The sequence below is a fragment of the Pseudomonas fluorescens genome (genome assembly GCF_902498195.1).
In the GTDB taxonomy this organism is placed as follows: domain Bacteria; phylum Pseudomonadota; class Gammaproteobacteria; order Pseudomonadales; family Pseudomonadaceae; genus Aquipseudomonas; species Aquipseudomonas fluorescens_BU.
In genome coordinates this window covers 506,042-531,180 of sequence record NZ_CABVIY010000004.1, presented here as the reverse complement: position 1 = coordinate 531,180, position 25,139 = coordinate 506,042, and the positions used below count along the sequence as shown (strand labels likewise).

The following is a 25,139-nucleotide window of genomic DNA, read 5'->3' as shown; positions in this document are numbered from 1 at the left end:
TTACAGCGGGTTACTTGGAAAAGCGCCAAGTAACCAAGCGCTCTTGCCCCACCACTCGGTGCCTCGCTTGGGCTCGGCATGCCCGAACGAAGGCATTGCTCCGTGGGTCGCCGCGATGGGCCGTCCCTGGCCCAGCGCGGCTAAACCGGCGTCCTGCCGGTTTACCCACGGAGCAATGCCTGCGTTCGGCCAGCGTGGTTTAACGGGGCGCCCAGATCAAAATCAAAAGCCAAAGCGAGGCGGCCTGAAAGCCGACCTGGCTTTGGCTGGGGCCCCGATCCACTGTAGGAGCGAGCATGCTCGCGATGAACGCCCAGACACCGCGTTCATTCAGACAGCCCGCGTCATCGTTGACGACCATCGCGAGCATGCTCGCTCCTACAGGGGATTGCGTACACCAGCGAAAAGCAGGTCGGCTTTAAGGCCGCCTCGCTTTTGCTTTGGCTTTTGATCTTCTTGCCCCCTCGTGAGGCCGAGCGCAGGTTCTGCGCAGTGGGTAAACCGGCATGGATGCCGGTTTAGCCGCGCTGGGCCAGGGATGGCCCATCGCGGCGACCCACGGAGCAGGACCGAAGCGAGGGCATGCCGAGCCTTAGCGAGGCACCGAACGAAAGGGGCAAAAGCGCTTGGTTACTTGGCGCTTCTCCAAGTAACTCGCTGTAAGAGCGAAACCGCCAGCCGCCGTAACCGAAGAAATGGATATGCCCCCCAATCCCCAATCCCTCACTTACGCGCCAACTTATACCTCACACAATCCTCATAAAAACTCTCCCGAACCGCCGCCGGCTTATACCGCGTAGGGCTGTCATAAGTCTGCTCGGTAATCCCCATGGCCATCATCCGCATCCACGACTTGGCAAACTTGTACGACTGGATTTTCTGCCGCGCGGCATATAACGAAACCCCGGATAACTTCAGTTCCTGCGCTCTAGCGGCCGTCCCCGCGCCCCAACTACACATGTAACGATCATTAGGCATCAGTTCCTTGGCCTGGGCACATACGGCAAGGCCCGCGACACCCACCGAGATCAGTACGATCCATATATTGCGCATTCACTTCCCACCCTAAGCGCCTGAAATTGCGGCGATTCTGGCGACAAGCGAGGCACAGGGGGGCCAGCATAATGCCTTCTTCTCAATACACTGACCCACGTCAGTAAACGCGAGTCATTTTCTTGCGACATTTCAAACCTTTGCTATAGCTATGAGTCTCTTCTGCCAACTAATGGGGCAACGGAATGTCAGTCGCAAAGAAAATGAGTGTGGGGCAACTGACCATGTTGACCGCCGTCAACATGTTGGGGTCGGGCATCGTGTTGCTCCCGTCGAAACTGGCGGAAGTGGGCGCCATTTCCATTCTGTCCTGGCTGGTGACAGCCACCGGCTCACTCGCACTGGCCTACGCCTTTGCGCGTTGTGGGATGCTCAGTCGAAAGACCGGCGGCATGGGTGGTTATGCCGAATACACCTTCGGCAAGGGCGGTAACTACATTACCAACTACACCTATGGCCTCTCGCTGTTGATTGCCAACGTGGCGATCAGTATCACGGCGGTGGGCTATATCCAGGAGCTGTTCCACATAAAACTCGACTCACTGCAAGTGGGTCTGGCGACCATCGCGCTGTTGTGGATCACCACCTTCGCCAACTTCGGCGGCGCGCGCATTACCGGGCGCATCGGATCCATCACGGTCTGGGGGGTGATCGCGCCGGTGGTGCTGGTGTCCACCATCGGCTGGTTCTGGTTCGACAGCAGCGTCTACGCCGCCGGCTGGAACCCGCACAACATGGGCTGGTTCGAAGCCGCGGGCGCCTCGGTGGCCATCACCCTGTGGGCGTTCCTCGGCCTGGAATCGGCGTGCGCCAACACCGACGCGGTGGAGAACCCCGAGAAGAACGTTCCGATTGCGGTGCTGGGCGGCACCCTGGGCGCGGCGGTGATCTACATCGTTTCGACCAACGTCATCGCCGGCATCGTCGACAACCCTGAACTGGCGGCCTCCACCGCGCCGTTCGGCCTGGTGTTTGCCAAAATGTTCACCCCCATGATCGGTAACCTCGTGATGGCGGCCATGGTGCTTGCCTGCATCGGTTCGTTGCTGGGTTGGCAGTTCACCATTGCCCAGGTGTACAAAAGCTCGGCGGACACCGGTTACTTCCTGCCGATCTTCGCCAAGGCCAACAAGGCCGGCACGCCCATCGTCGGCATGCTGGTCCTGCTGGCGGCACAGACGGCCCTGGCACTGCTGACCATCAGCCCGGACCTGAGCAAGCAGTTCGACACCCTGGTCAACCTGGCCGTGGTCACCAACCTGGTGCCCTACATCCTGTCGATGGCCGCCGTGATGACCATACAAAAGGTCTCCAACGTGCCGGAAGGCAAGGCACTGGCCACCAACGTCATCGCCCTGATTGCGGCGGCCTACAGCTACCTGGCGCTGTACAGCTCGGGTGAGCAGGCGCTGATGCTCGGCGGCGTGGCGACCATCTTCGGCTACACACTGTTCGGCTTCGTCAACAACCGCCTGATTCGTCTGGAAGCACTCAACAAAAGCGTACCGACACAGACCGTCAGTGCGCAGCACCTCACTGAAGAACCGGTACCGGTCAATCACGTGTAATCCGCCAATCTGGAGGTTCAATCATGACGGAATATAGACACTCACTCGGGATGCTGGCGCTGCTGGTCAGCAAGTCCCCGGACAAACGCACGGTCTTCGGTCGCGCCCTGACCCAGTTGATCAACGATGTGGAAGAACGCGCGATCCACGTACTGGCCTCCGAGTCCCTGACCGACGCCACGTCGATCCTGCGCTCGGATCCGGCCATTCAATGTGTGCTGGTCAGTTGGGAAATGGACGAAAGCGAAGGCCACGAGGAATGCATCAAGTTGCTGGTCAGCCTGCGCGAACGCAACACCCGCGTACCGGTGTTCCTGATCAGCGACCGCAGCACTGCCTCGAGCATCCCGCTGATCGTCATGCAGCACGCCGACGACTTCATCTGGCTGCCCGAAGACACCAGCCGCTTCCTCAGCGGACGCATCCTGGCGGCTATCGAGCGCTATCGCCAGGCCGCGCTGCCGCCGATGTTCGGCGCGCTGGTGAAGTTCTCCCGCAACTATGAATATTCCTGGCACACCCCTGGCCATGCCGGCGGCACGGCCTTCCTGAAGAGCACCGCCGGGCGCGCGTTCTACGAGTTCTTCGGCGAAAACCTGCTGCGCTCCGACCTGTCGATCTCGGTCGGCGAACTCGGTTCGCTGCTCGATCACAGCGGCCCCATCGGCCAGGGCGAACGCTACGCCGCCAAGGTGTTCGGCGCCCACCGTACCTACTACGTGACCAACGGTTCGTCGACGTCCAACCGCGTCATCCTGATGGCCAGCGTCACGCGCGACCAGATCGCCCTGTGCGACCGTAACTGCCACAAATCCGCCGAGCACGCGATGACCCTGTCCGGGGCCATCCCGACCTACCTGGTGCCGACGCGAAACCGCTACGGCATCATCGGCCCGATCCTGCCGCAAACCCTCAGCGCCGAAGGCGTGAAGGCGGCCATCGCCAACAACCCGCTGGTCAAGTCCGGCATCGATCCCACGCCCGTGCACGCGATCGTCACCAACTCCACCTACGACGGCCTGACCTACAACGTCACCCGGGTCGAAGAACTGCTGGGGCAGAGCGTCGACCGTCTGCATTTCGACGAAGCCTGGTACGGTTACGCACGCTTCAACCCGCTGTATCGCGAGCGTTTCGCCATGCACGGCAGCCCCGACGATCACGACGACTCCAGACCCACCGTGTTCGCCACCCAATCGACCCACAAGTTGCTGGCGGCGCTGTCCCAGGCCTCGATGATTCATGTGCGCAACGGTCGCAACTCGATCAATCATGCGCGCTTCAACGAGTCGTTCATGATGCACGCCTCGACCTCGCCGAACTACGCGATCATGGCCTCCTGCGACGTCAGTGCGGCGATGATGGAAGCGCCCAGCGGGCAGATCCTCACCAGCGAATCCATTGAAGAAGCCGTTGCCTTCCGGCAGGTCATCTCGCGCATGCACAACGAGATGGCCAGCAAGAACGACTGGTTCTTCACCTGCTGGCAGCCGCCGTCGGTACAGGTGGGCAATGCCGCGGTGCCGTTCCACGAAGTGGACCCGGCGCTGCTCAAAACCGAACCCAATTGCTGGGTGCTGCACCCGAACGAGGTGTGGCACGGTTTTGGCGACATCGAGGACGGCTACTGCATGCTGGACCCGATCAAAGTCTCGGTGCTCAGCCCGGGCATGGGCGACGACGGCTGCCTGCTCGCCTCGGGTATCCCGGCCTGCGTACTCACGGCGTACCTGGGGCGTCAGGGCATCGTCGTCGAGAAAACCACCGACTTCACCATCCTGTTCCTGTTCTCCATCGGCATTACCAAAGGCAAATGGGGCACGCTGGTCAACGCCCTGCTCGACTTCAAGCGCGACTATGACGACAACGTCGAACTGGAGCTGTGCCTGCCGGACCTGCTGGCCGGCAACCAGGCCCGCTACGCCGGCATGGGCATCAAGGACCTGGCCGACGAAATCTTCGCCGCCATGAAGCAACACAAGACCACCGCCAACATGTCGCAGGCATTCGGCACACTGCCCAAAGCCGAATTCAGCCCGGTGGAGGCCTACGAGAAACTGGTGCGCAACGACATCGAGCTGGTGACGCTGGAAGAGGCTGCCGGTCGTATCGCCGCCACCGGCATCGTGCCGTATCCACCGGGCATTCCCTTGTTGATGCCGGGCGAGAACGCAGGTCCCGCGGACGGGCCGTTGCTGGCCTATCTCAAGGCGCTGGAAGCCTTCGACAAATCCTTCCCCGGATTCACCCACGACACCCATGGGATCGAAGCCGAGGCCGGGGTTTACCGGATGCTGGTATTGAAATAGCGGATTCACACAAGTCCGAAATGTGGGAGCGGGCTTGCTCGCGAATGCGGTGTATCAGACATGAATAATGTCAACTGACCCACCGCATTCGCGAGCAAGCCCGCTCCCACATTGAATCTCCATCAATCCCTATGGGCAAACTCGATCACAGCGCTCTATGATTGAACCCCATGACCACCTCTGCTCCGATCCGCCAACCCTGCCCGCCCGGTGCCTGCGATTGCGGGCGTGACCCGTTGCTGGAAACACCCGGCGCGGACGTGCGCATCCTGTTTTTGACCCGCAACGAAGAAAAGCGCCTGATCGAGCGCCTGGAAAACCTGCAAAGCCTGCAGGACCTGGAACACCTGCAACGGCGGATGTTCGAGCAATTAGGCATCCGCATCGACATCGTCCCAAGCTTCAACGAAGTGCGCACCATGCGCGGCATCGGTATCTACGTCGACGAACTGCCGGGGCTGTGCCGCAAGACCCGCGCCTCGATCCCGGCCGCGATCCGCCGCGCCATGGAAAAGCGCCCGGAAATCGCCTACGACCTGCTCAACGCCAACGACCTGCTGCGGGACGCGTGATCAACCCCCTCATCGAATTCTCTTCTGCCCCCCAACGTTCGGTGACCGATGAGCAGATGGCGCCGCTGCTGGCGGGCATCGTCGGCCAATAAGCGTCATCAAGGCGGCGGGTGATGCCCGCCGCCTCCTCGCCTGGGCTCGGGACAGACTGTATCGACGAGGCTATGAATGAAAAGCTTTCTCATTTATATTCGCCATCGTTCTGCCTCGCCTCAGGTCTGTCATGCCCTTCGATCCCGTCAAACCCTCGCTGATCAGCACCCTGGTACGTCACTACGACGAACTGGTCGACCATGTGCGCCGGCGCTTCGGTGATCGCGGATTTGCCCGGGAGGTGGTGCATGACGTCTGCGTGCAGTTGCTGGAAAAGCGTGAAAAGGACGACGTCCACACGCCCCTGGCCTTGCTGCGCAAGATTTCTCACGATCAGGCGGTGAGTCGTTATCGCAGCGAACGTCGGCGCCAGGCCTGGGTGGTGGCCATGCCCCAATTGCCCGACGCGGCTTGCCAGGCCCCCTTGCCCGCGCAGCAGTATGAGGCGGCCCGGGAATTGGAACGCCTGGCGCAGGCCATCGCCGAGCTGCCGCCGCGTTGTCAGATGGTGTTCGTCATGCACAAGATCCATGCTTTGCCCCAGGCCGAAGTGGCCGCGCGCATGGGCATTTCCCTGAAGACCGTGGAAAAACACCTGCGCCTGGGCCTGGCCGCCTGCCGCGCGCACCTTGATCGCGCAGCCCCTGATGATACGGAGCGTGCCCGATGAACCCATCGCCAGCCCCAACGCCACTGTCCCGGGAGGAAGAAGCCCTGGCGCGCCACCGCGAAGCGTTGCGCAATCGCTTCCCGATGCCCACCCCCACCCCGCGCAAACCACGCAAGGCACTTGGCGCAGCGGCGTTGCTGGTGCTGCTGGGCGCGGGGCTGGCGTGGTTCGACCCCGCCTATGACAGCGAGCAGTACCACACCGTGATCGGCGAGCGCCGGGTGGTGAAACTGATCGATGGCAGCCGCATGACCCTCGACAGCGACAGCCGCGTCACGGTGGCCTGGCATCTGCGCTCACGACGGGTGGAACTGCAAAGCGGGCAGGCGCTGTTCGATGTGTCCGGGACCCTTGTGCGCCCCTTCCAGGTCGACGCCGGGGTCGCGCAGGTCGAGGTGCTGGGCACGCTGTTCAGCGTCAGCCATCTCGATGACGCGGTGCGGGTCACCCTGGTGCGCGGCGCCGTCAGCGTGAACGACACCACCGAAGCCCGCCACACCGTGCAGCTTGTGCCGGGCCAGCAGGTCGAGGTGCGACAAAAGCTGCTGCAACCACCGGTGACGGTCGACACCGACACGGCGATTGCCTGGAAGGACAGCCGACTGATCTTCGAGCGCACGCCACTGGCCGAAGCCCTGGCGCAGATCCAGCGCTACCGCAAGCCGACGATCGTCCTCGATGACCCGAGCCTGGCCAGCCTGCCGATCAGCGGCGTATTCGATACCCGTAACGTCGAAGACCTGCTCAACCTGTTGCCGAACATCCTGCCGCTGAGCCTGAGCACCGAGTTCGATGGCACCCTGCATGTGCGGCGCAAGGCGGTGAAGAAGTGATTTTTGCTTGGGATTTGGGGTTGTTTGCTTAACGGAGATGGGTTCGGGTGTAGATCCATTATTTGGGTAATGGCTGCTAATGGTTCCGCTCTTACAGCGGGTCACTTGGAAGCGCGGAACGCCGCCCGGCGCCAAGTAACCAAGCGCTCTTGCCCCACCACTCGGTGCCTCGCTTAGGCTCGGCATGCCCGAACGAAGGCATTGCTCCGTGGGTCGCCGCGATGGGCCATCCCTGGCCCAGCATGGTTTAACGGGGCGCCCAGATCAAAATCAAAAGCCAAAGCGAGGCGGCCTTAAAGCCGACCTGACGTTGGCTGGTGTACGCAATCCCCTGTAGGAGCGAGCCTGCTCGCGATGGACGTCAACGATAACGCGGGCTGTCTGAATGATTGCGGTGTCTGGACATTTTTCGCGAGCAGGCTCGCTCCTACAGGGGGGAACGCATACGTCCGGGAAAGCAGGTCGGCTATCAGGCCGCCTCGCGTTGCTTTGGCTGTTGAGGTGCACGCCCCCTCGTGAGGCCGAGCGCAGGTTCTGCGCAGTGGGTAAACCGGCATGGATGCCGGTTTAGCCGCGCTGGGTCAGGGATGGCCCATCGCGGCGACCCACGGAGCAGGACCGGAGCGAGGCACCGAACGAAAGGGGCAAAAGCGCTTGGTTACTTGGCGCTTTTCCAAGTAACTCGCCGTAAGGGCGAAACCGCCAGCCGCCGTTACCGCAGCAACGGATATTCACCCAACCCAATCCAACCCATCCGCGCCCCCAAAGCCCCCACCCTTAAAAAAATTTCAAAACCAAAGGTAGGGTTTCCTCGCCCCCGTGGCGGCTAGTCATTACAGCCCCCACTTCCCGAGGAACACCGTCCATGAAGCACCGCCGGCCTTTGCCATTGTCCGCCCTCACCGCCAGCCTGCTGTTCGCCCTTGCGACACCGGCCCAGGCACAGGACAAGGTCGAACTCGACCTGCCGGGCAGCAGCCTGGACAAGGCGCTCAATGCCCTGGCACGGCAATCGTCGGTGCAGATCATTTTTGCCAGCGACCTCACGGCGGGCAAAACCACCCAGGCGCTCAAGGGCCGCTACACGCCGCAGCAGGCCCTGTCGCAACTGCTGGAGCGCAGTGGCCTGAAAACCCGGGTGCGTGACGATCACACCTTCATCATCGTGCCGGCACCCACCCTGGAACCCGCCGCCATCAAGCCCGCCGAGGTCGAGTACATCGCGCCCATGGTGATCCGGGGCGACGTGCTCGGCAGCGCGACCGACCCGGAAGTCCTCGCCTATCCCGGCAGTCGCTCGATGGTCAAGGACGCCGACCTGCAAAAAGCCAGCGTGCGTGGCGTGGACGATGCGCTGCAACGGGTGCCCGGCGTGAAAATCTTCGACGAAACCGGCACCGGCGCTCTGCCGCAGATTTCCGTGCGCGGCCTGTATGAAAGCCGCAGCGGTCGGGTGCAAGCCTTGTCCGACGGTATTCCCCTGGCCCTGGCGCCGTACGGCCAGACCGGCTTGTCGCTGTTCCCGGTGACCCTGGCCACGGTCGACCGGATCGATGTGGTGCGCGGTGGCGCCGCCGTGCAGTACGGCCCGAACAACGTCGGCGGGGTGATCAACTTCATCAGCAAGCCGATTCCCAAACAATGGGAAACCACCTTGCAGGAGCGCACCACCTTCAACGCCGGCGGTCACCAGCTGTGGGATACCTACCTGGGCACGGGCGGCTACCTGACCGACCACTTCGGCCTGCAACTGGACCTCAACACCCTCAACGGCGACACCGCCCGCGAACACTCCGACAGCGACATCCAGAACTATCGCCTGCGCGGCCAATGGAACATCGACGATGACCGCGACCTGAGTTTCGGCGTGCAGCATTACGAGGCCGACATGGACCTGGCCGGCGCCCTCAGCGTCAAGGATTACAAGGACGACCCACGCCAGTCGACCCGCCCGCTGGACCGTTTCGAGGGCGACACCGATCGGGTCTGGGGCACCTACACGCAACAGCTTGGTGCCATGGGGCCATTCGATTCCGTGGCGTTCAGCTGGACTAATTTCGCCCACAACAGCTACCGCAACTTCGTCGTCGGCCTGCCCTTCACCCCGGACGGCGCGGCGGTGACCCAACAGGACGGCCCGCGCGACTTCAAGGTCTGGGGCAGCGAACCGCGCCTGAGCATGATCATCGACGGCGACCGACTCAGCCAGACCTGGCTGCTGGGCGCGCGCTACGTGCGCGAGGACATCGACTACAAGGTCAACCGCCAAAGCCTGGCCACGGGCAAGACCACGCCGTTCCGCGACTGGACGTTCGATGACGAAGCCAAGGCGTTCTATGTCAGCAACGCCATCGGCCTGCTCGATAACCGCCTGACCATCACCCCCGGCGTGCGTTACGAAAACGCAACCATGCACTACGACGACGGCATCACCGGCTTCCAGCACGAGAACAAATCCGAGGAATGGCTGCCGGGCCTGACCGTCGGCTACCAGGCCAGCGACGACTGGTTCGTCTATGCCAACGCGCAGAAATCCCTGCGTCCGCCGCAGGTCACGCAGATCGTCAAGGAAGGCGACGTCGGTGCCGAACTGGCCTGGAACTATGAAACCGGCGTGCGCTACACGCCATGGCAAGGCTTGCGCGTGGACGTCGGCCTGTACCGCATCGATTTCAGCGATCAGATCGTCTACAACGCCACCATCGACCGCTTCGTCAACCTCGGCAGCACCCGTCACCAGGGGATCGAAACCGAGGTGTTCTGGACCCCGTCGGCGCTGCCCGACCTCGACCTGCACGCCAGCTACGCCTACCTCGACGCGAAACAGCGCAACGGCGCGTTCAAGGACAACGAAGTGCCGTTTGCCTCGCGCAACCAGTTCAACGTCGACGGCCGCTACCACTTTGCCGAACACTGGACCTACAGCCTCGACGGCCTGTTCGTCAGCAGCGCCTACACCGACGCCGCCAACACCGGTAGCGAAGATGCCACCGCCTCCGTGGGCAAACTCCCCGCGTACTGGGTCTGGAACACCGCGATCGAACGGCAATTCAAGTTGCAGGACCACAGCGTCCTGACCGCCTCGGCCGGGGTCAGCAACCTGTTCAACCGCGAGTACTACTTCCGTGGCATCGACACCAGCCCCTGGGGTCGCCAGCCGGCGCCGCAGCGCTCGTTGACGTTGGGGCTCAACTATCGGTTTTGAGTGCAGCGCAGGGATGCCACTGGCTTTTTAACGATTTGAACCTACGCTCTTTTCGCGGGGACAACACATTTGCGCAGCTGTCGGGGGACGGCTCCGGGTACTGACGCCATGCAGCCAAAAATATCTGTTCTGCCCGCCGTCACGCTTTACGCCTTGTGCTGCCAGCCAGCCTGGGCCGGCGGCATCATGCTTTACGAAATCGCTACCGATAACGTCGGCCTGGCCAACGCCGGTGCCGCCGCCCGGGCCCAGGGCCCGTCGACCATTGCCAGCAACCCGGCGGGCATGAGTTTCCTGCCGGGCACGCAGATCACCGGCGGCCTGCAGCTGCTGTACGGCGACATCACGTTCGATCGCGACGACGACACCAACGTGTCGGGCAGTGGCAGCGGCAATGCGCTCGACCCGATGGCCGGCGCGAGTTTTTTCATCAGCCATGAACTGGACGATCACTGGAGCGTCGGCTTCGGCCAGTACGGCGACTTCGGCCTGGCGGTCAATTACGACAACGATTGGTCGGGGCGTTATTTTTCGCAAAACTCCAGCCTGCTCGGTTTGTCGATGGTGCCCAGCATCGCCTACCGCTTCAACGAGCAATGGTCGGTGGGCGTCGGCGTCAAGGCCATGTACGGCATGCTGCAAGCCCAGACCGCCATCGACCGCTCACCGTTCGGCCTCACCGAGCGCGGCGACGGCCAGTTCAAATACAAGGACAAGGACTGGGGTTTCGGCGCGAACGTGGGGGTGATCTACACCCCGCAACCCGGCACCCGCATTGGCCTGACCTACACCAGCAAGGTCGACCTGGAGTTCGAGGACGGCCTGGACATCAAGGGCAACGGCCCCTTGTTGCAACGCCTGGATGGCACCCAGACCCAACTCGACATCACCGTGCCGCAAACCCTCACCCTGAGCCTGTTCCAGCAGCTGGACCCTCAATGGGCATTGCTCGCTTCGGTCAATTGGCAGGACTGGTCGGAATTCGGCGATATCGGCGTGCAGGTCGACACCACGGCCAACGATGCCCGTTCGACCAACATCGACGCAGGCTTCAAGGACACCTGGCACCTGTCACTCGGCGCCCAATACCAGGCCACCCCGCAACTGCTGTGGAACGTCGGCGTGGCGTACGACAGCAGTGCCGTTTCCGACAGCAAGCGCTCGGTGATCGTGCCAATGGCCGAGTCCTGGCGCATTGCGACGGGCGCCACCTATGCTCTGAACAGGGACACCGACGTCAACCTCAGCTGGGCGATGATCTGGATGGGCGACATGCCGGTGGACCAGAGCAAATCCGCATCGGGCAATCGAATCTCCGGTCAATTCGACAGTGCCTGGATTCAAGCCGTGACCGGAAACATGACGTGGCGTTTCTGATTGTCTGTGAACGAACAACGACTTTATCCAAGGAGCACACAGCACTATGAACCTGTCCCGAAACCTGCTCGTCGGCGCCGCGCTGACCGGGCTCCTGCTTGGTGGTTGCACCTCGAAAGTCATCGATAAGGAGCAGTACTCCGGCTTCCTGTCCAACTACAACAACCTGCAAGAGGTCACCACGCCCAGCGGCGGGACGGCCATGCGCTGGGTAAGCCCGTCGTGGAACCCCAATGCGTATGACACGGTGGCGTTCAACCGGCTGGAGCTGTATCCGGCGCCCAAGCCCAATGAGCAGGTCAACAAGCAGACGCTCAACGACATCCAGACCTACATGACCAACAAAGCCAAAGCCACGCTGGGACAGAAATACCGAGTGGTCAACAGCCCGAGCGCAGCACCGGCCGGCGCGAAAACCCTGATCATGCGCGCGGCCATCACCGGGGTCAGTGCCTCGAACGAAGGCATGCAGTGGTACGAAGTGGTGCCGATCGCAGCGGTGGTCGGCGCCACCCAGGCCGCTACTGGCCACCGGGACCAGGACACCGAACTGTTTATCGAGGCCGAGTTCATCGACGCGAAAAACAACCAGACCGTGGCCAAGGTCGTGCGCAAGGTGTTCGGCAAGCAGCTGTCGAACACCAGCCAGAAAGTCACGGCGCAGGACTTCAAGGCGGCGATCGACAAGTTAGGCGCTGACTTCCAGGCGTTTATCCACTAATACACGGCCCCTGCAGGAGCTGCCGCAGGCTGCGATCTTTTGATCCTGAATATTAAAATCAATAGATCGCAGCCTGCGGCAGCTCCTACATAATCAGGTCTTTTTCATCCCGACCCGCCGGCGCATCTCGGCAGTGATCGTCTGCCGGGTTTTCTTCAGGTCCGCCCAGGGCTCGTCGCCCACCTCGGCCAGGCGTTCGTGCACGTTGTGCACGTTCCACTGATTGCCACCTTTAAGCTCTGCCACCTCTTCCCGGAAAAGCGGCACCGATACCGGCAACCCTTCACGGGTGCGCGCGGCATACGCACAGATGGTGGTGGCGCCCAGCCCGTTGCGCAGGTAGTCGATGAAAATCCGTCCCACCCGGTTCTTCGGCCCCGACACCGCGGAAAATCGTTCCGGCAGCATCTTCGCCATGTGGCTGACGATCCCGTGGCTGAAATCCTTGACCTCATCCCAGCCGAGCTTGCGGGTCAGCGGCACCACCAGGTGAATGCCCTTGCCGCCGCTGGTCTTGAGGAACGCCTTGAGCCCCAGTTCATCGAGCACCGAGAGGGTCAGCTGGGTCGCCTCGACCATGCGTTTCCACGGCAGTGCCGGGTCCGGGTCGAGGTCGAGGACGAAGCGATCCGGTTTGTCGAGGTTGTCCGAGGTGGCGTTCCAGGTGTGCAGCTCCACCGTGCTCATCTGCACCGCGCCGACCAGCGCTTCGGCGTTGTTGATGATCATCACCGGTTGACCCGTGACGTCCTTGTCCAGGGTGGCGATGCCGGGGATGGCCAGGCGCTCGGCGTTTTTCTGAAAGAACAACTCGCCGGCGATGCCGTCCGGGGCACGCACCAGCGCCACCGGGCGATCCTTGAGCTGCGGCAGGATCCACTCGGCGACACTGGCGTAATACTCCGCCAATTGCATCTTGGTGGTGCCGCTCGTGGCGTCGATGACCCGGTCCGGGTGGGTGATGCGCACTTTGCCTTCGTCCAGGCCAAGTTGTGAGGGCGCAGGCTCGGTGTGCTTTTTCGCGGCAGAAGCTTTGGCCGCTGGCGTTTTCTTCCCAGGGGTGGTTTTCACGGCGCTCGGGCGCTCCTCGGAGATGGCTTTGGCAGGTTTATCGTCACGCAGGCCATGGAACACCGCATGCCGCACCGAACCGTCCTTGGTTATTTCAGCAAAGGCCACTTCCGCCAGCAGACGCGGCTTGAGCCAGTGCACGCCGTTCAATTCCACGCCGCCGGGTGGGTTGACCACCGACGGTTTTTTCGTGCGCAGCGGTTTGAGTTGCTCATGAAGGCTGCCCAGGGTCGCCTCGGTGAATCCGGTGCCGACCTTTCCGGCATAGCGCAACTCGCCGCTGTCGCGGTCATGCAGCCCCAGCAGCAAGGCGCCGAAGGCACTGCGCGAGCCTTTCGGATCGGTGTAACCGACGATGACGAACTCCTGGCGGTGCTTGCACTTGAGCTTGATCCAGTCGCTGCTGCGCCGTGAGACATAAGGCGAACCCAGGCGCTTGCCGATCAGCCCCTCCATGCGCATCTGGCAGGCGCTGTTGAGCAAGGCTTGCGGGTCTTCGCCGAAGCTGTCGGAGAACCGCAGCAGCGGATCGTCAGCGGTTTTGAGCACAGTCGCCAAGGCCGCCCGGCGCTCTTCGACCGGCACCTCGCGCAGGTCGACGCCATTGAGGTACGGCAGGTCGAACAGGTAGTAAAGGATATTGCCGCTACGGTTGGCGTCGAAGGCATTTTGCAGGGCCTGGAAGTCCGGAATGCCCTGCTCGTCAGCCACCACCATTTCGCCGTCTAACCACGCCGACTCCAGGCCCAGCCCCGCCAGCGCCTTGGCCTGGCCGGGCAGCTTGTGGGTCCAGTCGTGGCCGTTGCGGGTGAACAGCTTGACCTCGTCGTGATCGATGCGCGCCATGATCCGGTAGCCGTCGAACTTGACCTCATAGCTCCACTGGCCGTCCGGGACCTTTTCCACCAGCGTCGCCAGTTCGGGCTTGATCTGGTCCGGCAATCTGGCCTTGTGCGCGCCCGTCAGTTGCCCGGACTTTTCCTTGGGTGCCGCAGGGCCCGGTTTTTTGATGGCTCTGGATCTGGTTGCCTTGGCCACCACCGTTCGATCACTGAGCACACTGTCGGGCTCGGCGGCGACCACGTCGTAATCCTCTTCGGGCCGGGCGGCGCCGTCCTGATGCTTGATCAGGAACCACTGCTCCTGCTTGCCCGGCATGTGTGTGCGCACCAGGTTCCACAGGCCGGCGAGTTTCTCGCCCTGCAACTCGAATTTCAGGCGCCCCTTGGCGTAGGCCTTGGCCGGGTCTTCCCGGGGAATCCATACGCCACGGTCCCAGACAATCACATCGCCCGCGCCGTAGTGCCCTTCGGGGATGCTGCCCTCGAACGTGGCGTAGTCCAGTGGATGGTCTTCGACATGCACCGCCAGGCGCTTGACCCTGGGGTCCAGCGACGGGCCCTTGGGTACTGCCCAGCTCTTGAGCGCGCCATCGAGTTCCAGGCGAAAGTCGTAATGCAGGCGCGAGGCATCGTGCTTCTGGATGCAGAACTGCAAGGCATGATCCCTGGCATTTTTGCGGCCCGTGCGCTTGACGGCGGCCGGCTCGGACGTCACCGAAAAATCGCGCATGCGGTTGTAGTCGTCCAGGTCCTTGTTCATGGCTCACCCTGCTGGTCACGGCAGGACGCGCAATCAGCGCGCCTGTTCCTCAGCAGAGCAGGCCCCGCGGATAAAAATTCCATCGGCGTTGAAAATGCCCGGACAGACGGCCCCGTGGCCGGGCTGCCGGTGGACGTTCAAGGGCATACAATCGGCCAGTGCCGTCTCATTCCCGGAGCGTCATCATGCGCACGACTCACGTCATCGACGTCCCCCCTGCACCGGTCAATGTGGTGGGCGAAACCATCACGGTACTTGCCGGCGGTGACCTCACCAAGCCCTTTGAAATGCATATCCAGGAAGGTGTGTCGGGTGGCGGGCCGCCGCCGCACTTTCACCCCTGGGACGAAGCGTTTTTCGTGGTGGAGGGCGAAGTCGAAGTGACGGTCGAGGGCAAATCCACCACCGTCTCGGCCGGGGGTTATGTGCATATCCCTGGCGGGACGGTCCACGCCTACAGGAACCTCAGCCGCACCGCGAAGATGATCGGCGTAGTGTCCGATCCCCGTGGCGGGCAGTTTTTCACGGCAATGGATGGGTTCAAGGTGCCCGAGGACTTGCCGAGGATATTCGAGGTCGCGGAGCGCTATGGCGTGACTTTTCTGGTGCCCAAACCGGCAGGTTGACCGCGTTATCGTTCTTCGCGAGCAAGCCCGCTCCCACATTTGACCGAGCTCAAATGTGGGAGCGGGCTTGCTCGCGAAGACGTCCCGACAGGCGCCGCTTCCTTCAAGCAGCCCCACCCCTGGCCTGCTGTTCCAGATGCACCTGCAAATCCGGCTCGATCTGCAGCGCCGCCGCCAATTCATCCAGATAACTGCGCTCGGCATCCTGCTGATCATCCACCAGCATCACGCTGGCCAGGTACATCTCGGCAGCCATGCCGGGGTCGGTGGCCGATTGCGCCACCTCGGCAGGGTCCAGCGGCTTGGCCACTTCATCGTCCAGCCACTGCTGCAATTGTGGATCGTCGGTATGGCGGGCGATTTCGGCGTTGATCATTTGCTTCTCGGCATCGTCGAACCGACCATCGGCCTTGGCGGCCGCAATCAGGGCGCGAAGGATCGCATGGCTGTGCTCCTCGATTTCCGGTCCCGCCAGCATGTCCACCGTGCGCACCGCCTGTTGCGGCGCGGCTTGCTGTTGCGAGGCCTGACTGCGTTGCCAGGCCTGATACGCCTGGAACGCCATCATCCCCAGCGAAGCGAGCGCGGCGTAGTTGGCGCCGCCGCCCCCGGAGCGGCCCTGGGTCGAGCCGCCCATCGGCGAACCGCCGCCCAGCAAGCCACCGAGCAAACCGCCCAGCCCGCCCATGCCACCGGCGCCCGCACCGGCACCACCACCGCCACCACCGCCGAGCAAGCCACCGAGCAACCCGCCCAGGTCCCCGAGCCCACCTTGCGCCGATGCCCCGCCGCCGCCCTGTCGCGGCATCCCGCCCTGGCCGGCGCCGCGCAGTAATTGTTCGAGCAGATCGCTGGTGTTCATGACGACGTCCTCTTCGAAGGGAGTGATCCGTCAGGCAACGATAGTCCTCGTCGGCAAATGCGCCAGCACCGTTGGGCCGGCCCGCTACCTCATGCCTGCAAACCCGCGAACTAGGCTGATGTGCGCTCGCGCTTCATCTGCGTCACCAGGGTAAACCGGTCTTCGGGATGGGTGGTTTCCGACACCACCATCAGCGCGCCATCCTCGTCGCGGTACTGGCGAATGATGTTCAAGCCCGGGGAGCCAGGTTCCGCATTGAGGCTTTTGGCTATGTCCGGGGTCAGCAAGACCGCGCGTACTTGTTGATCCACCACGTCGATGGTCCGGGCGAAATGCTGTTCGATCAGCGCGGCAATCAGCTCGTCGGGGTGCTGCTCGGCCAGCTCGATCACCTCGGCGTAGATGTCCTGGGCATAAACGTCGGTCCAGCACAGCGGCGCGCGCGCGTTCTGCTGATCGACCCGAATGCTCGATACGCAAAAATAATGCTCGCCCGGCTCCAGCCCCAAGCGCCGGGCCTGGGCGATGTCGGCGACGAAGTGGTGCACATGCTGAATGCTGCGGATCTGGGTTTCGGCCAGGTGAACCAGGTCCGATACCGAGGCCAGCGATTGCGAATACCCCCCTTGCGGCGAGGACGCCTCGACCCGCGTCCCGACCCTTTTGCGCCGGGAAACCAGCCCCTGATTCTGCAATTGGGTGATGGCCGCGCGCACCGTATGTCGGCTCACTTCATACAGCTCGCACAGTTCGAATTCCGTGGGCAACAGCGTCCCGACCGGGTAGCGCCCACTGGAAATCCCCTCCATCAAGTCTTTTGCAACGACCGCATAGCGCGTCTGGTTCATACCTTTCATCAGTCCCGAGCGTTCACCGAGTTGACAGTGTATCAGCGAGCACGTAAGAATTATGTACGGACATATTAAATATGTCCGATCAATAACAAACATATCAGGATCAACTCATGTCCAGCACCGTCTTCGATTCCGCCCTCTTTCGCGACATGTTCGGCACCGCCGAGATGCGCGGCGTGTTTTCCGACAAAGCCCTGATCGAACGCTACATCGAAGTGGAAGTGGCACTGGCCCGCGCCGAAGCCCGTTGCGGCGTGATCCCTGCCGATGCCGCCGAGCAGATCGCCGAACGCGCCACCTACGCCTCCCTCGACCTGGCACTGATGCAGCACGAGACCGAAATCGTCGGTTACCCGATCCTGCCGCTGGTGGAACAACTGTCGAAAACCTGTGGCGAGGCCGGGCGCTACGTGCACTGGGGCGCCACCACGCAGGACATCATGGACACCGCCGTGGTCCTGCAAGTGCGTGCGGCGCTGGCGATCGTCGAGCGTGACATCCAGGCCGTGCGCGGTTTGCTGGCCGACCTTGCGAAACGCTATCGCGATACCCCGATGGCCGGCCGTACCCACCTGCAACACGCCCTGCCGATCACCTTCGGCTACAAATGCGCGGTGTGGCTGAGCATGTTCGATCGTCATGCCGAACGTCTGGTGGAACTGCGCCCACGGGTGGAAATCGGCCAGTTTGCCGGTGCGGCGGGTACGCTGGCCTCTTTGGGCGACAAGGGCCTGGAAGTCCAGGAAGCGTTGATGGCCGAACTGGGCCTTGGCGTGCCGCAAGCCACCTGGCACGTCGCCCGCGACGGCCTGGCCGAAACCCTGAATTTCCTCGGGCTGGTCACCGGTTCGCTGGGCAAAATTGCCCTGGACGTGATGATGATGATGACCAGCGAGTTGGGCGAAGTGTATGAACCCTTCGTCAAGGGTCGCGGCGCCAGCAGCACCATGCCGCAGAAGCGCAATCCGATTTCCTGTGAATTGATGTACGCCGCTGCCAAGGGCGTACGCCAGCACGCCGGCCTGATGCTCGATGCGATGATCCAGGATTTCGAACGTTCCACCGGTCCATGGCAAGCCGAGTGGATCGCCATTCCAGAGGCATTCGCCCTGAGCGCAGCCTCCCTTGGCCAGGCGAAATTCATGTTGGCTGGCCTGGAAGTGCGCACCGAGCGCATGCGCAAGAACCTCGACATGACCCAGGGCCTGATCGTCGCCGAAGCGGTGATGATGGGGCTGGCCCCGGCACTGGGACGGCAGGTCGCCCATGACGTGGTGTATGCCGCGTGCCGCCTGGCCAACGACGAAGGCACCAGCCTGCTCGACGCCCTGCTCGCTCAAGGCGAAGCCACCGCGCAACTGGATATCGAGGAACTCAAGCGCCTCACCGACCCGTCCAATTACCTGGGTCTTGCGCCGCAGATGGTCGATATCGCGCTGGCTCGCGAGGGTCGCGTCAAACGCTGATCGTTGCGGGGCTCGCCAGCCGCGAGCCCCTCTGCCTACCGCTCGCCAATAACAACAACGAGATCGCAGACATGACCACTATCAACAAGAAACCGTTCTACAAGGACCTGACCTTCCAGGTCATTGCCGCCATGGTCCTGGGGATCGCCTTCGGTTTTCTCGCGCCGGAGTTCGCCGCCAAATTCAAGATTCTCGGCGATATCTTTCTCAAACTGATCAAGACCGCCGTCGCGCCGCTGGTGTTCTTCACCGTGGTCCATGGCATCGCGTCGGCCGGCGACATCAAGCGGGTCGGCAAGGTCGGCTTGCGGGCACTGATCTATTTCGAGATCGTCTCCACCATTGCCCTGGCCATCGGCCTGCTGTGGGGCAACCTGTTGAACATCGGCTCCGGCATGCACGACGCTCATCCGAGCAGCGCCACGGCCGCCGCCGCCAGCGCGGCAGTCGCCAAGGGCCATGCGCCCGCCTCGACCATGGACTTCATCTACGGCATCTTCCCGGACAACTTCGTCGGCGCGTTCGCCGGCGGCCAGTTGCTGCAAGTGCTCGTCATTTCGGTACTGTTTGGCTTTGCCCTGCTGGCGCTCAAGCCTGAGCGGCGCAGCGTCATCGAGGACGGCTTGAGCCGGATTTCGGAATGCTTCTTCGAGTTCATCAACCTGATCATGAAGTTCGCCCCTCTCGGTGCCTTTGGCTCCGTGGCTTACGCCGTGGGCAGCAATGGCAGCGCGGTGCTGATGTCGCTGGCCAACCTGGTGCTGATGTTTTATGTCTGCGTTGCGTTCTTCATCTTCGTGGTGCTGGGCGTGGTCTGCCGCATTTCCGGGTTCAGCCTGTGGAGATTCCTCAAATACATCAAGGATGAGATCTTCATCGTGCTGGGCACGGCATCGTCGGAAAGCGCCCTGCCGCGTCTGCTGCAAAAACTCGAGAAATTCGGCTGCTCCAAGCAGAGCGTCGGCCTGGTCCTGCCCACCGGCTATGCCTTCAACCTCGATGGCACCTCCATCTATATGTCGCTGTGCGTGCTGTTCATCGCCAATGCCTACGGCGTCCCGATGAGTTGGGAGCAACAGTTGGGCACCATCGCCATCATGCTGGTCACGTCCAAAGGCGCGGCGGCGGTGTCGGGTGGCAGTTTCGTGGTATTTGCCGCGACCGTGACCGCTATCGGCGTGCTGCCTGTCGAAGGCCTGGCCTTGTTGTTCGGGGTGTACCGCTTCATGTCGATGGCCATCGCCGCCTGCAACACCATCGGTAACAGCGTGGCGACGGTGGTGGTGTCCAAGTGGTCGGGGGAATTTACCGAGCAGACCGCCAAAGCCGAATACAGCCGGGTATTCGGACGCAATCCGGAAGCGGCGTTGTAACCCATCGCCCGCATTGCTTCAGATCACGACATTGACCCCGGATTTTCTCCGGGGTCTTTTTTTGCGGCCCAGCTAAGATTCATAGGTGGTGAACCTTATTCGCGGATACCCGGTCGATACCTGCAACCCGACCCGGTTAGCCGCCGCCTTCGATGCTCAAGGCGATGATTGGCTTGCTTCTTTTTCTGGAGAACGCCCCCGTGATATCGACTCTACACATCGCCAGGCTCAAAGCGTGGGGAGCCCATGGTTTTACCGCCACCGGCGTGGTCACCGCTTTTCTGGCGACCCTTGCCCTGCTCGATAACCAACCGACCCATTGCCTGTTGTGGCTGGGCGTAGCGCTGATTGTCGACGGCCTGGACGGCGCCCTGGCGCGCAAGGTCAATGTGCAGTCGGTGCTGCCCAGTTTCGACGGTTCGATCCTCGACCTGGTGATCGACTACCTGACGTATGTGTTCATCCCGGCACTGTTCATCTATCGCTACATCCCGCTGCCGGACTACACGCTGCTGCTGACCGTGTCGCTGATTCTGGTGTCGTCGCTGTTCTGTTTCTGCAACGTCAATATGAAAAGCAAGGACAACTATTTCCAGGGCTTTCCCGCCGCGTGGAATGTGGTTGCGCTGTGCCTGTACATCATCGCGCCGTCGCCGTGGATCACCTTCCTGACCGTGATCGGCCTGGCCCTGTTGACCCTGACCCGGATGAAATTCCTGCACCCCTTCCGTGTGCGCCGCTTCATGCCGATCAACATCGCCGTGACGGCCATCTGGCTGCTGTGCAGCCTGTCGCTGGTGATCAACCACCCGGTAATCAACCCGCTGGTGATGGGGCTCTGGCTGCTGATGTCGGCCTATTTCCTGGGGATCTGCTTCTGGCGCACCGCGCTGGAGTGGTTCGACGATTCGCGGCTCAAGTAACGCCATGCCGGTCCATATCGTGCGCCTCGGTTCGCCGCGAACACCCGGTGAAGGCCTGCGCCTGGGCACCGTGCGCCGCCCGCCCCGTGGCGTGCCGAAAGCCGAGTTCGCCAGGCGCGATTTCTACGATGTCTGGCAGCCACTGCTGTCGCCCAGCGCGGAGCTGGTGGCCGAAGCACTGTCTGCCCGGGATGCCAAGGCCTGGGCCACTTTCGTGCGCAAATTCAAGACCGAAATGAAGCAGCCGGCAGCCAGCCAGATGCTGGACCTGCTGGCCGCCCTTTCCCATCACACTTCGCTGGCCGTGGGCTGTTATTGCGAGGAAGAAGCGCATTGTCACCGCTCGGTGTTGCGCGAGTTGCTGGAGGCGCGGGGCGCGGTGGTTGTCTGAATATCTGAACCACACCACTAATCCCTGTGGGAGCGGGCTTGCTCGCGAAGGCGGTGCATCGGTCATTATCAATATCGACTGACACTCTGCCTTCGCGAGCAAGCCCACTCCCACATGGGCTTTGTGTGCTGCCAGAGACGGCCGACAACCGGCCCCAACAGCGGCCAATCATGGTCAATACTTAACAAGCCGAACGCCCCCCGGGAGGTTTGTCATGTCCGAGCAATCACGCTTCATGCTGGTGACTTCGCCCTTGATGGAGCACAGCCCCGCCTTCGACCGGGCGGCCGCGCTGGCCAAGGCGGAAGACGCGGCGCTGCACATCGTGGCGTTCGATTATCTGGAAGGCCTGGCCACGGCCGGCATGGTCAACGAAAAAGCCCTGGAACAGATGCGCCTGGGCTATGTCGACCGCCACCGCCAGTGGCTTGAAGACCAGGCCCGGCCCTTGCGCAAAATCGGTGTGCAGGTCACCACTGAGGTTGCGTGGGTGCAAGACCCGCTGGAAGAGATCCTGATTCACCTCAAGGAACAGCCGATGGATGTGCTGATCAAGGCGCTGGAACATCAGTCGCTGCTGTCACGGCTGATCTTCACCCCGCTGGATGTGCATCTGCTGCGCGAGTGTCCGGTGCCTTTACACTTCGTCAGCCACGCGGTGAACGCCCTGCCGCGCAGGGTGGTTGCAGCCGTGGACCCCTTCCACCGCGATGACCACTACAAGAGTTTCAACGACCGCATCCTGCACGAAGCCTCGAAACTGGCCAGTGCCTGCAATGCCGGGCTGGATGTGGTCTATGCCTATGATCTTTCGTCCATCAGCGCCGACGAATTCGGCTTCGACAATGGCTCGGCGTTCTTCTCCTCGACCCGCAACAAGACCCTCTATGACGCCCAGCTCCAATCTTTCAACGAACTGGCCGAACGCAACGGCATTCCGGCACCGCAACGGCACATGATCATGGGCAACCCGGCCAGGGTCCTGACCCGGTATGCCGATGCCTTTGACGTCGACGTCATCGTGATGGGTCGCGTCGGCCATCGGGGCATGGGGCGGTTGATCGGCAGCACGGTGGAGCACCTGCTGTACAAAATGCCGTGCAGTGTGTGGGTGGTGTACACCGAGCGGGTGGATGAGTGATAAGCCCTCTCCAAAACACCATAAACCTGATGTGGGAGCGGGCTTGCTCGCGAAGGCGGTGTGTCAGTCGACATATAGACTGACTGGTACTCCGCTTTCGCGAGCAAGCCCGCTCCCACAGGGATTTTCATCAACTCAACGCCGTGTGATGACCACCTCCAGGTACTCGCTCGGCACCACCAGCGACCTGTCCCCCGCCCGGTTAGAGCGGTTCAGCAGGTCGGTCATGTCGTTTTCCAGGGCTCTCGCGCCGTCGGCTGGCAGCGCCGCGAACGCCTTGTGCACCGGGCCGTACCAGCTGCGGAAGGTGTCGATGAAATGCCCGGCGTTGCGATAGCGGAAGGTGAAGGTCTTGCGCGTCACCTGGACCAAAAAGTTGCGCTCGTCGAAGTGCGTGTGCAACCAGGCCTCGGTGCCCCACTGCGAGGGCGGTTGCGCGCCGGGGGGTGGGGGCATGTGCTTGCCCAGGGTCTTGAACATCTGGCCGACGAAACCTTCCGGGGTCCAGTTGGCCAGGCCGATGCGCCCTCCTGGCCGACAGACCCGCGCCAGTTCCGCGGCCGCCTTGGGCTGGTCCGGCGTGAACATCACGCCGAAGGTCGAAAGCACGGCATCGAAGCTGGCATCGTCAAACGGCAGCGCTTCGGCATCGGCCACCTGGAAGGTGACATTGAGGCGTTCGGCCCTCGCCCGGTCTTCGCCGCGTTCGAGCAGTGCGGCCACATAGTCGGTGGAGGTAACCAGGCAGCCCCGGCGCGCGGCGGCTAGCGTGGCATTGCCATTGCCGGCGGCGACATCCAGTACCTGTTCATCGCACAGCAGGTCACAGGCTTCGGCCAGATTCTCGCCGACAATCTGCAGGGTGGTGCCGATCACGGCATAGTCGCCGCTGGCCCAAGCGGCCATCTGGCGGTTTTTCAAGGCAGTCAGATCAATGGGTGTACTCATGAATTCCGCTCCGTTGCGGTTAGGAACGCAGCCCCGGCTTATTCTGCCGTGGTCGGATCGATGATGGACGTGACCTGGGAAATGCGATTGGCCGGGAAACCGCTCTGCCTGGCGTGCTCCTTGATCAGCTCTTCACTCGGCGCAATGTACACGCAGTACAGCTTGTCGCCGGTGACATAACTTTGCAGCCACTGCACTTCCGGCAGCTCGCGCAAGGTCCTGCAGGACTTTTGCGAAGCGGCTTTCAAATCCCTTTCTGACAGTGTTCCAGCACCTGGTATCTCGCGTTCAATGACGAACTTCGGCATGGCAACCTCTCATTCTTTTTATTGATACAGGGCCGGCAGTGACCCTGTGGGCCAACTATCGCTCTGGCACGCAGCGGCGTCCTGCCCGATCGTCGGCGAACCTTGCCCGATCGTCCGGAGATTTCATGCCTGGCCGCCACTGGCTCACAATCAGGCTCCTGACCCCGCATTTACGCACGGGAAATCACCATGGACGCCCTGTCACAGACCCTTCGCGTCGTCCGCCTGGCCGGCGCCATTTTCATCAACGCCCGGTTCACCGCGCCCTGGTGCTACCAGTCGCCCAGGGCCGACACCGCCGCGCCGTTCCTGGAGCCCAACGCCGAACAAGTGGTGATCTTTCACCTGATCACCGAGGGCGAGTGCTACGTCGAACTCGGCGACGATCCGCCCCTGCGGCTGACCGCCGGCGACGTGGTGCTGTTCCCGCAGGGCGACGGGCATCGCATGACCTCCCAGCCCGGATTGCCCCCCGCCACCGGCGGACGGCTGGACAAGATCCTGGCGCGCCGGCCACAGCAACTGCGCTACGGCGGCGGCGGCGCGGTCACCCGCCTGGTGTGCGGTTACATGGCCTGTGATACGCGACTGGCCGGCATGTTGCTGACGGGGTTGCCGGCGGTGGTGCGGGTCAACGTGCGCGGCTCCAGTGCCGGCATGTGGCTGGAATCGTCGGTACGCTACGCCCTGGCCGAAGCCCGCTCGCCAAGGCCCGGTGGAGAAGGCGTGCTGGCGAAACTGGCCGAGGTGTTGTTCATCGAGGTCTTGCGCCTGTACATGCACGAGCACGGCGAAGGCCGTACCGGCTGGCTGGCGGGCGTCGGCGACCGGATCGTCGGTGCCGCCCTCAACGCCCTGCACAACAAGCCCTGCCATTGCTGGACCCTGGAGGAGCTGGCGCGCACCGCCGGCACCTCAAGATCGGTATTGGCCGAACGCTTCCAGCAACTGGTGGGGGTGTCGCCGATGCAGTACCTGACGCAATGGCGCATGTTGCTGGCGGCCAATCTGTTACGCAGCAGTAACAGCTCCTTGATCCGCATCGCCGAAGAAGTGGGTTATCAGACGGATACGGCGTTCAGCCGGGCGTTTCGGCGCGAGTATGGAACGCCGCCGGCGGCGTGGCGGCGTACGCACACGGCGCCACTGCATTAAGCCTCGCCCCGTAGGAGC

Annotated in this window: 22 protein-coding genes; 15 read left to right on the top strand and 7 right to left on the bottom strand. The window is 62.5% G+C overall.

The genetic code is table 11. The annotated features are described in order from the left end of the window. Positions 1-199: 199 nt before the first annotated feature. Both F8N66_RS31510 and F8N66_RS17655 read right to left on the bottom strand, forming a co-directional pair. Complete coding sequence (locus F8N66_RS31510) at positions 200-370, bottom strand: hypothetical protein (protein ID WP_191623025.1); 171 nt, start codon at positions 368-370, stop codon at positions 200-202. Between the two features lie 353 nt (positions 371-723). After that, the gene (locus F8N66_RS17655; RefSeq protein WP_150771396.1) at positions 724-1,053 is read right to left on the bottom strand and encodes a hypothetical protein; all 330 of its coding nucleotides are present in this window, start codon (positions 1,051-1,053) and stop codon (positions 724-726) included. A gap of 185 nt (positions 1,054-1,238) precedes the next feature. Here F8N66_RS17655 and potE point away from each other — a divergent pair, with 185 nt between their 5' ends. The 8 genes from potE to F8N66_RS17610 all read left to right on the top strand — a co-directional run bounded on the left by potE (position 1,239) and on the right by F8N66_RS17610 (position 12,401). Then, complete coding sequence (gene potE / locus F8N66_RS17650) at positions 1,239-2,621, top strand: putrescine-ornithine antiporter (RefSeq protein ID WP_150771395.1); 1,383 nt, start codon at positions 1,239-1,241, stop codon at positions 2,619-2,621. A gap of 23 nt (positions 2,622-2,644) precedes the next feature. Next, the gene (locus tag F8N66_RS17645) at positions 2,645-4,930 is read left to right on the top strand and encodes an Orn/Lys/Arg decarboxylase N-terminal domain-containing protein (RefSeq protein ID WP_150771394.1); all 2,286 of its coding nucleotides are present in this window, start codon (positions 2,645-2,647) and stop codon (positions 4,928-4,930) included. Positions 4,931-5,100: 170 nt separating this feature from the next. Further along, positions 5,101-5,502 carry a hypothetical protein gene (locus F8N66_RS17640; protein WP_150771393.1) on the top strand — a complete coding sequence of 134 codons (402 nt, stop codon included), beginning with the start codon at positions 5,101-5,103 and terminating at the stop codon, positions 5,500-5,502. A gap of 223 nt (positions 5,503-5,725) precedes the next feature. After that, entirely contained in the window at positions 5,726-6,265 is a 540-nt protein-coding gene (locus F8N66_RS17635) for an RNA polymerase sigma factor (RefSeq protein ID WP_150771392.1), read from the top strand. Next, positions 6,262-7,098: a FecR family protein gene (locus F8N66_RS17630; protein WP_150771391.1), complete on the top strand. Its 837-nt coding sequence runs from the start codon at positions 6,262-6,264 to the stop codon at positions 7,096-7,098. The genes F8N66_RS17635 and F8N66_RS17630 overlap by 4 nt, the downstream gene beginning before the upstream one ends. Positions 7,099-7,963: 865 nt before the next feature. Next, positions 7,964-10,303, top strand: a complete 2,340-nt coding sequence (locus F8N66_RS17620; protein WP_150771390.1) for a TonB-dependent siderophore receptor — start codon at positions 7,964-7,966, stop codon at positions 10,301-10,303. 108 nt (positions 10,304-10,411) lie between these two features. Further along, positions 10,412-11,680 (top strand): OmpP1/FadL family transporter, encoded by a 1,269-nt coding sequence (locus tag F8N66_RS17615; RefSeq protein ID WP_150771389.1) that lies wholly within the window; start codon positions 10,412-10,414, stop codon positions 11,678-11,680. Positions 11,681-11,726: 46 nt separating this feature from the next. Next, complete coding sequence (locus F8N66_RS17610) at positions 11,727-12,401, top strand: DUF3313 domain-containing protein (RefSeq protein ID WP_150771388.1); 675 nt, start codon at positions 11,727-11,729, stop codon at positions 12,399-12,401. 93 nt (positions 12,402-12,494) lie between these two features. On the opposite strand, the gene ligD is transcribed toward F8N66_RS17610, so the two are convergent. Continuing rightward, positions 12,495-15,074 carry a DNA ligase D gene (gene ligD, locus F8N66_RS17605; protein WP_150771387.1) on the bottom strand — a complete coding sequence of 860 codons (2,580 nt, stop codon included), beginning with the start codon at positions 15,072-15,074 and terminating at the stop codon, positions 12,495-12,497. A gap of 185 nt (positions 15,075-15,259) precedes the next feature. Here ligD and F8N66_RS17600 point away from each other — a divergent pair, with 185 nt between their 5' ends. Beyond that, on the top strand, positions 15,260-15,700 hold the full coding sequence (locus F8N66_RS17600) for a cupin domain-containing protein (protein ID WP_150771386.1): 441 nt from the start codon (positions 15,260-15,262) through the stop codon (positions 15,698-15,700). Positions 15,701-15,803: 103 nt separating this feature from the next. Here the strand turns inward: F8N66_RS17600 and F8N66_RS17595 are convergent, their stop codons facing one another. Continuing rightward, positions 15,804-16,562, bottom strand: a complete 759-nt coding sequence (locus F8N66_RS17595) for a tellurite resistance TerB family protein (protein WP_150771385.1) — start codon at positions 16,560-16,562, stop codon at positions 15,804-15,806. 110 nt (positions 16,563-16,672) lie between these two features. Continuing rightward, complete coding sequence (locus F8N66_RS17590) at positions 16,673-17,410, bottom strand: GntR family transcriptional regulator (RefSeq protein ID WP_150771384.1); 738 nt, start codon at positions 17,408-17,410, stop codon at positions 16,673-16,675. Positions 17,411-17,526: 116 nt separating this feature from the next. On the opposite strand from F8N66_RS17590, the gene F8N66_RS17585 reads away from it, so the two are divergent. The 5 genes from F8N66_RS17585 (at position 17,527) to F8N66_RS17565 (ending at position 22,710) form a co-directional block, all read left to right on the top strand. Beyond that, complete coding sequence (locus F8N66_RS17585; RefSeq protein WP_150771383.1) at positions 17,527-18,882, top strand: adenylosuccinate lyase family protein; 1,356 nt, start codon at positions 17,527-17,529, stop codon at positions 18,880-18,882. 71 nt (positions 18,883-18,953) lie between these two features. Further along, complete coding sequence (gene dctA / locus F8N66_RS17580; RefSeq protein ID WP_150771382.1) at positions 18,954-20,255, top strand: C4-dicarboxylate transporter DctA; 1,302 nt, start codon at positions 18,954-18,956, stop codon at positions 20,253-20,255. Between the two features lie 200 nt (positions 20,256-20,455). Next, on the top strand, positions 20,456-21,178 hold the full coding sequence (gene pcsA / locus F8N66_RS17575) for a phosphatidylcholine synthase (RefSeq protein ID WP_150771381.1): 723 nt from the start codon (positions 20,456-20,458) through the stop codon (positions 21,176-21,178). A 4-nt stretch (positions 21,179-21,182) separates the two neighbouring features. Continuing rightward, positions 21,183-21,569 (top strand): DUF488 domain-containing protein, encoded by a 387-nt coding sequence (locus tag F8N66_RS17570; RefSeq protein WP_150771380.1) that lies wholly within the window; start codon positions 21,183-21,185, stop codon positions 21,567-21,569. Positions 21,570-21,783: 214 nt separating this feature from the next. Continuing rightward, positions 21,784-22,710: a universal stress protein gene (locus tag F8N66_RS17565; RefSeq protein ID WP_150771379.1), complete on the top strand. Its 927-nt coding sequence runs from the start codon at positions 21,784-21,786 to the stop codon at positions 22,708-22,710. A gap of 135 nt (positions 22,711-22,845) precedes the next feature. Here F8N66_RS17565 and F8N66_RS17560 read toward each other — a convergent pair whose 3' ends face one another. Both F8N66_RS17560 and F8N66_RS17555 read right to left on the bottom strand, forming a co-directional pair. Next, the gene (locus F8N66_RS17560; RefSeq protein ID WP_150771378.1) at positions 22,846-23,658 is read right to left on the bottom strand and encodes a class I SAM-dependent methyltransferase; all 813 of its coding nucleotides are present in this window, start codon (positions 23,656-23,658) and stop codon (positions 22,846-22,848) included. A 38-nt stretch (positions 23,659-23,696) separates the two neighbouring features. Beyond that, complete coding sequence (locus F8N66_RS17555) at positions 23,697-23,966, bottom strand: DUF4242 domain-containing protein (RefSeq protein WP_150771377.1); 270 nt, start codon at positions 23,964-23,966, stop codon at positions 23,697-23,699. 189 nt (positions 23,967-24,155) lie between these two features. Between F8N66_RS17555 and F8N66_RS17550 the strand changes: the two genes are divergently transcribed. Then, positions 24,156-25,121 carry an AraC family transcriptional regulator gene (locus F8N66_RS17550; protein ID WP_150771376.1) on the top strand — a complete coding sequence of 322 codons (966 nt, stop codon included), beginning with the start codon at positions 24,156-24,158 and terminating at the stop codon, positions 25,119-25,121. The last annotated feature ends 18 nt before the right edge of the window (positions 25,122-25,139 follow it).

Coding starts and splice junctions, on each gene's coding strand:
- F8N66_RS17630 (WP_150771391.1), top strand. CDS start 6,262: ATGAACCCATCGCCAGCCCCAACGCCACTGTCCCGGGAGGAAGAAGCC.
- F8N66_RS17550 (WP_150771376.1), top strand. CDS start 24,156: ATGGACGCCCTGTCACAGACCCTTCGCGTCGTCCGCCTGGCCGGCGCC.
- F8N66_RS17655 (WP_150771396.1), bottom strand. CDS start 1,053: ATGCGCAATATATGGATCGTACTGATCTCGGTGGGTGTCGCGGGCCTT.
- F8N66_RS17620 (WP_150771390.1), top strand. CDS start 7,964: ATGAAGCACCGCCGGCCTTTGCCATTGTCCGCCCTCACCGCCAGCCTG.
- F8N66_RS17570 (WP_150771380.1), top strand. CDS start 21,183: ATGCCGGTCCATATCGTGCGCCTCGGTTCGCCGCGAACACCCGGTGAA.
- F8N66_RS17595 (WP_150771385.1), bottom strand. CDS start 16,562: ATGAACACCAGCGATCTGCTCGAACAATTACTGCGCGGCGCCGGCCAG.
- F8N66_RS17590 (WP_150771384.1), bottom strand. CDS start 17,410: ATGAACCAGACGCGCTATGCGGTCGTTGCAAAAGACTTGATGGAGGGG.
- F8N66_RS17610 (WP_150771388.1), top strand. CDS start 11,727: ATGAACCTGTCCCGAAACCTGCTCGTCGGCGCCGCGCTGACCGGGCTC.
- F8N66_RS17640 (WP_150771393.1), top strand. CDS start 5,101: ATGACCACCTCTGCTCCGATCCGCCAACCCTGCCCGCCCGGTGCCTGC.
- F8N66_RS17615 (WP_150771389.1), top strand. CDS start 10,412: ATGCAGCCAAAAATATCTGTTCTGCCCGCCGTCACGCTTTACGCCTTG.
- F8N66_RS17560 (WP_150771378.1), bottom strand. CDS start 23,658: ATGAGTACACCCATTGATCTGACTGCCTTGAAAAACCGCCAGATGGCC.
- F8N66_RS31510 (WP_191623025.1), bottom strand. CDS start 370: ATGCTCGCGATGGTCGTCAACGATGACGCGGGCTGTCTGAATGAACGC.
- dctA (WP_150771382.1), top strand. CDS start 18,954: ATGACCACTATCAACAAGAAACCGTTCTACAAGGACCTGACCTTCCAG.
- F8N66_RS17565 (WP_150771379.1), top strand. CDS start 21,784: ATGTCCGAGCAATCACGCTTCATGCTGGTGACTTCGCCCTTGATGGAG.
- potE (WP_150771395.1), top strand. CDS start 1,239: ATGTCAGTCGCAAAGAAAATGAGTGTGGGGCAACTGACCATGTTGACC.
- F8N66_RS17555 (WP_150771377.1), bottom strand. CDS start 23,966: ATGCCGAAGTTCGTCATTGAACGCGAGATACCAGGTGCTGGAACACTG.
- ligD (WP_150771387.1), bottom strand. CDS start 15,074: ATGAACAAGGACCTGGACGACTACAACCGCATGCGCGATTTTTCGGTG.
- F8N66_RS17645 (WP_150771394.1), top strand. CDS start 2,645: ATGACGGAATATAGACACTCACTCGGGATGCTGGCGCTGCTGGTCAGC.
- F8N66_RS17635 (WP_150771392.1), top strand. CDS start 5,726: ATGCCCTTCGATCCCGTCAAACCCTCGCTGATCAGCACCCTGGTACGT.
- F8N66_RS17600 (WP_150771386.1), top strand. CDS start 15,260: ATGCGCACGACTCACGTCATCGACGTCCCCCCTGCACCGGTCAATGTG.
- F8N66_RS17585 (WP_150771383.1), top strand. CDS start 17,527: ATGTCCAGCACCGTCTTCGATTCCGCCCTCTTTCGCGACATGTTCGGC.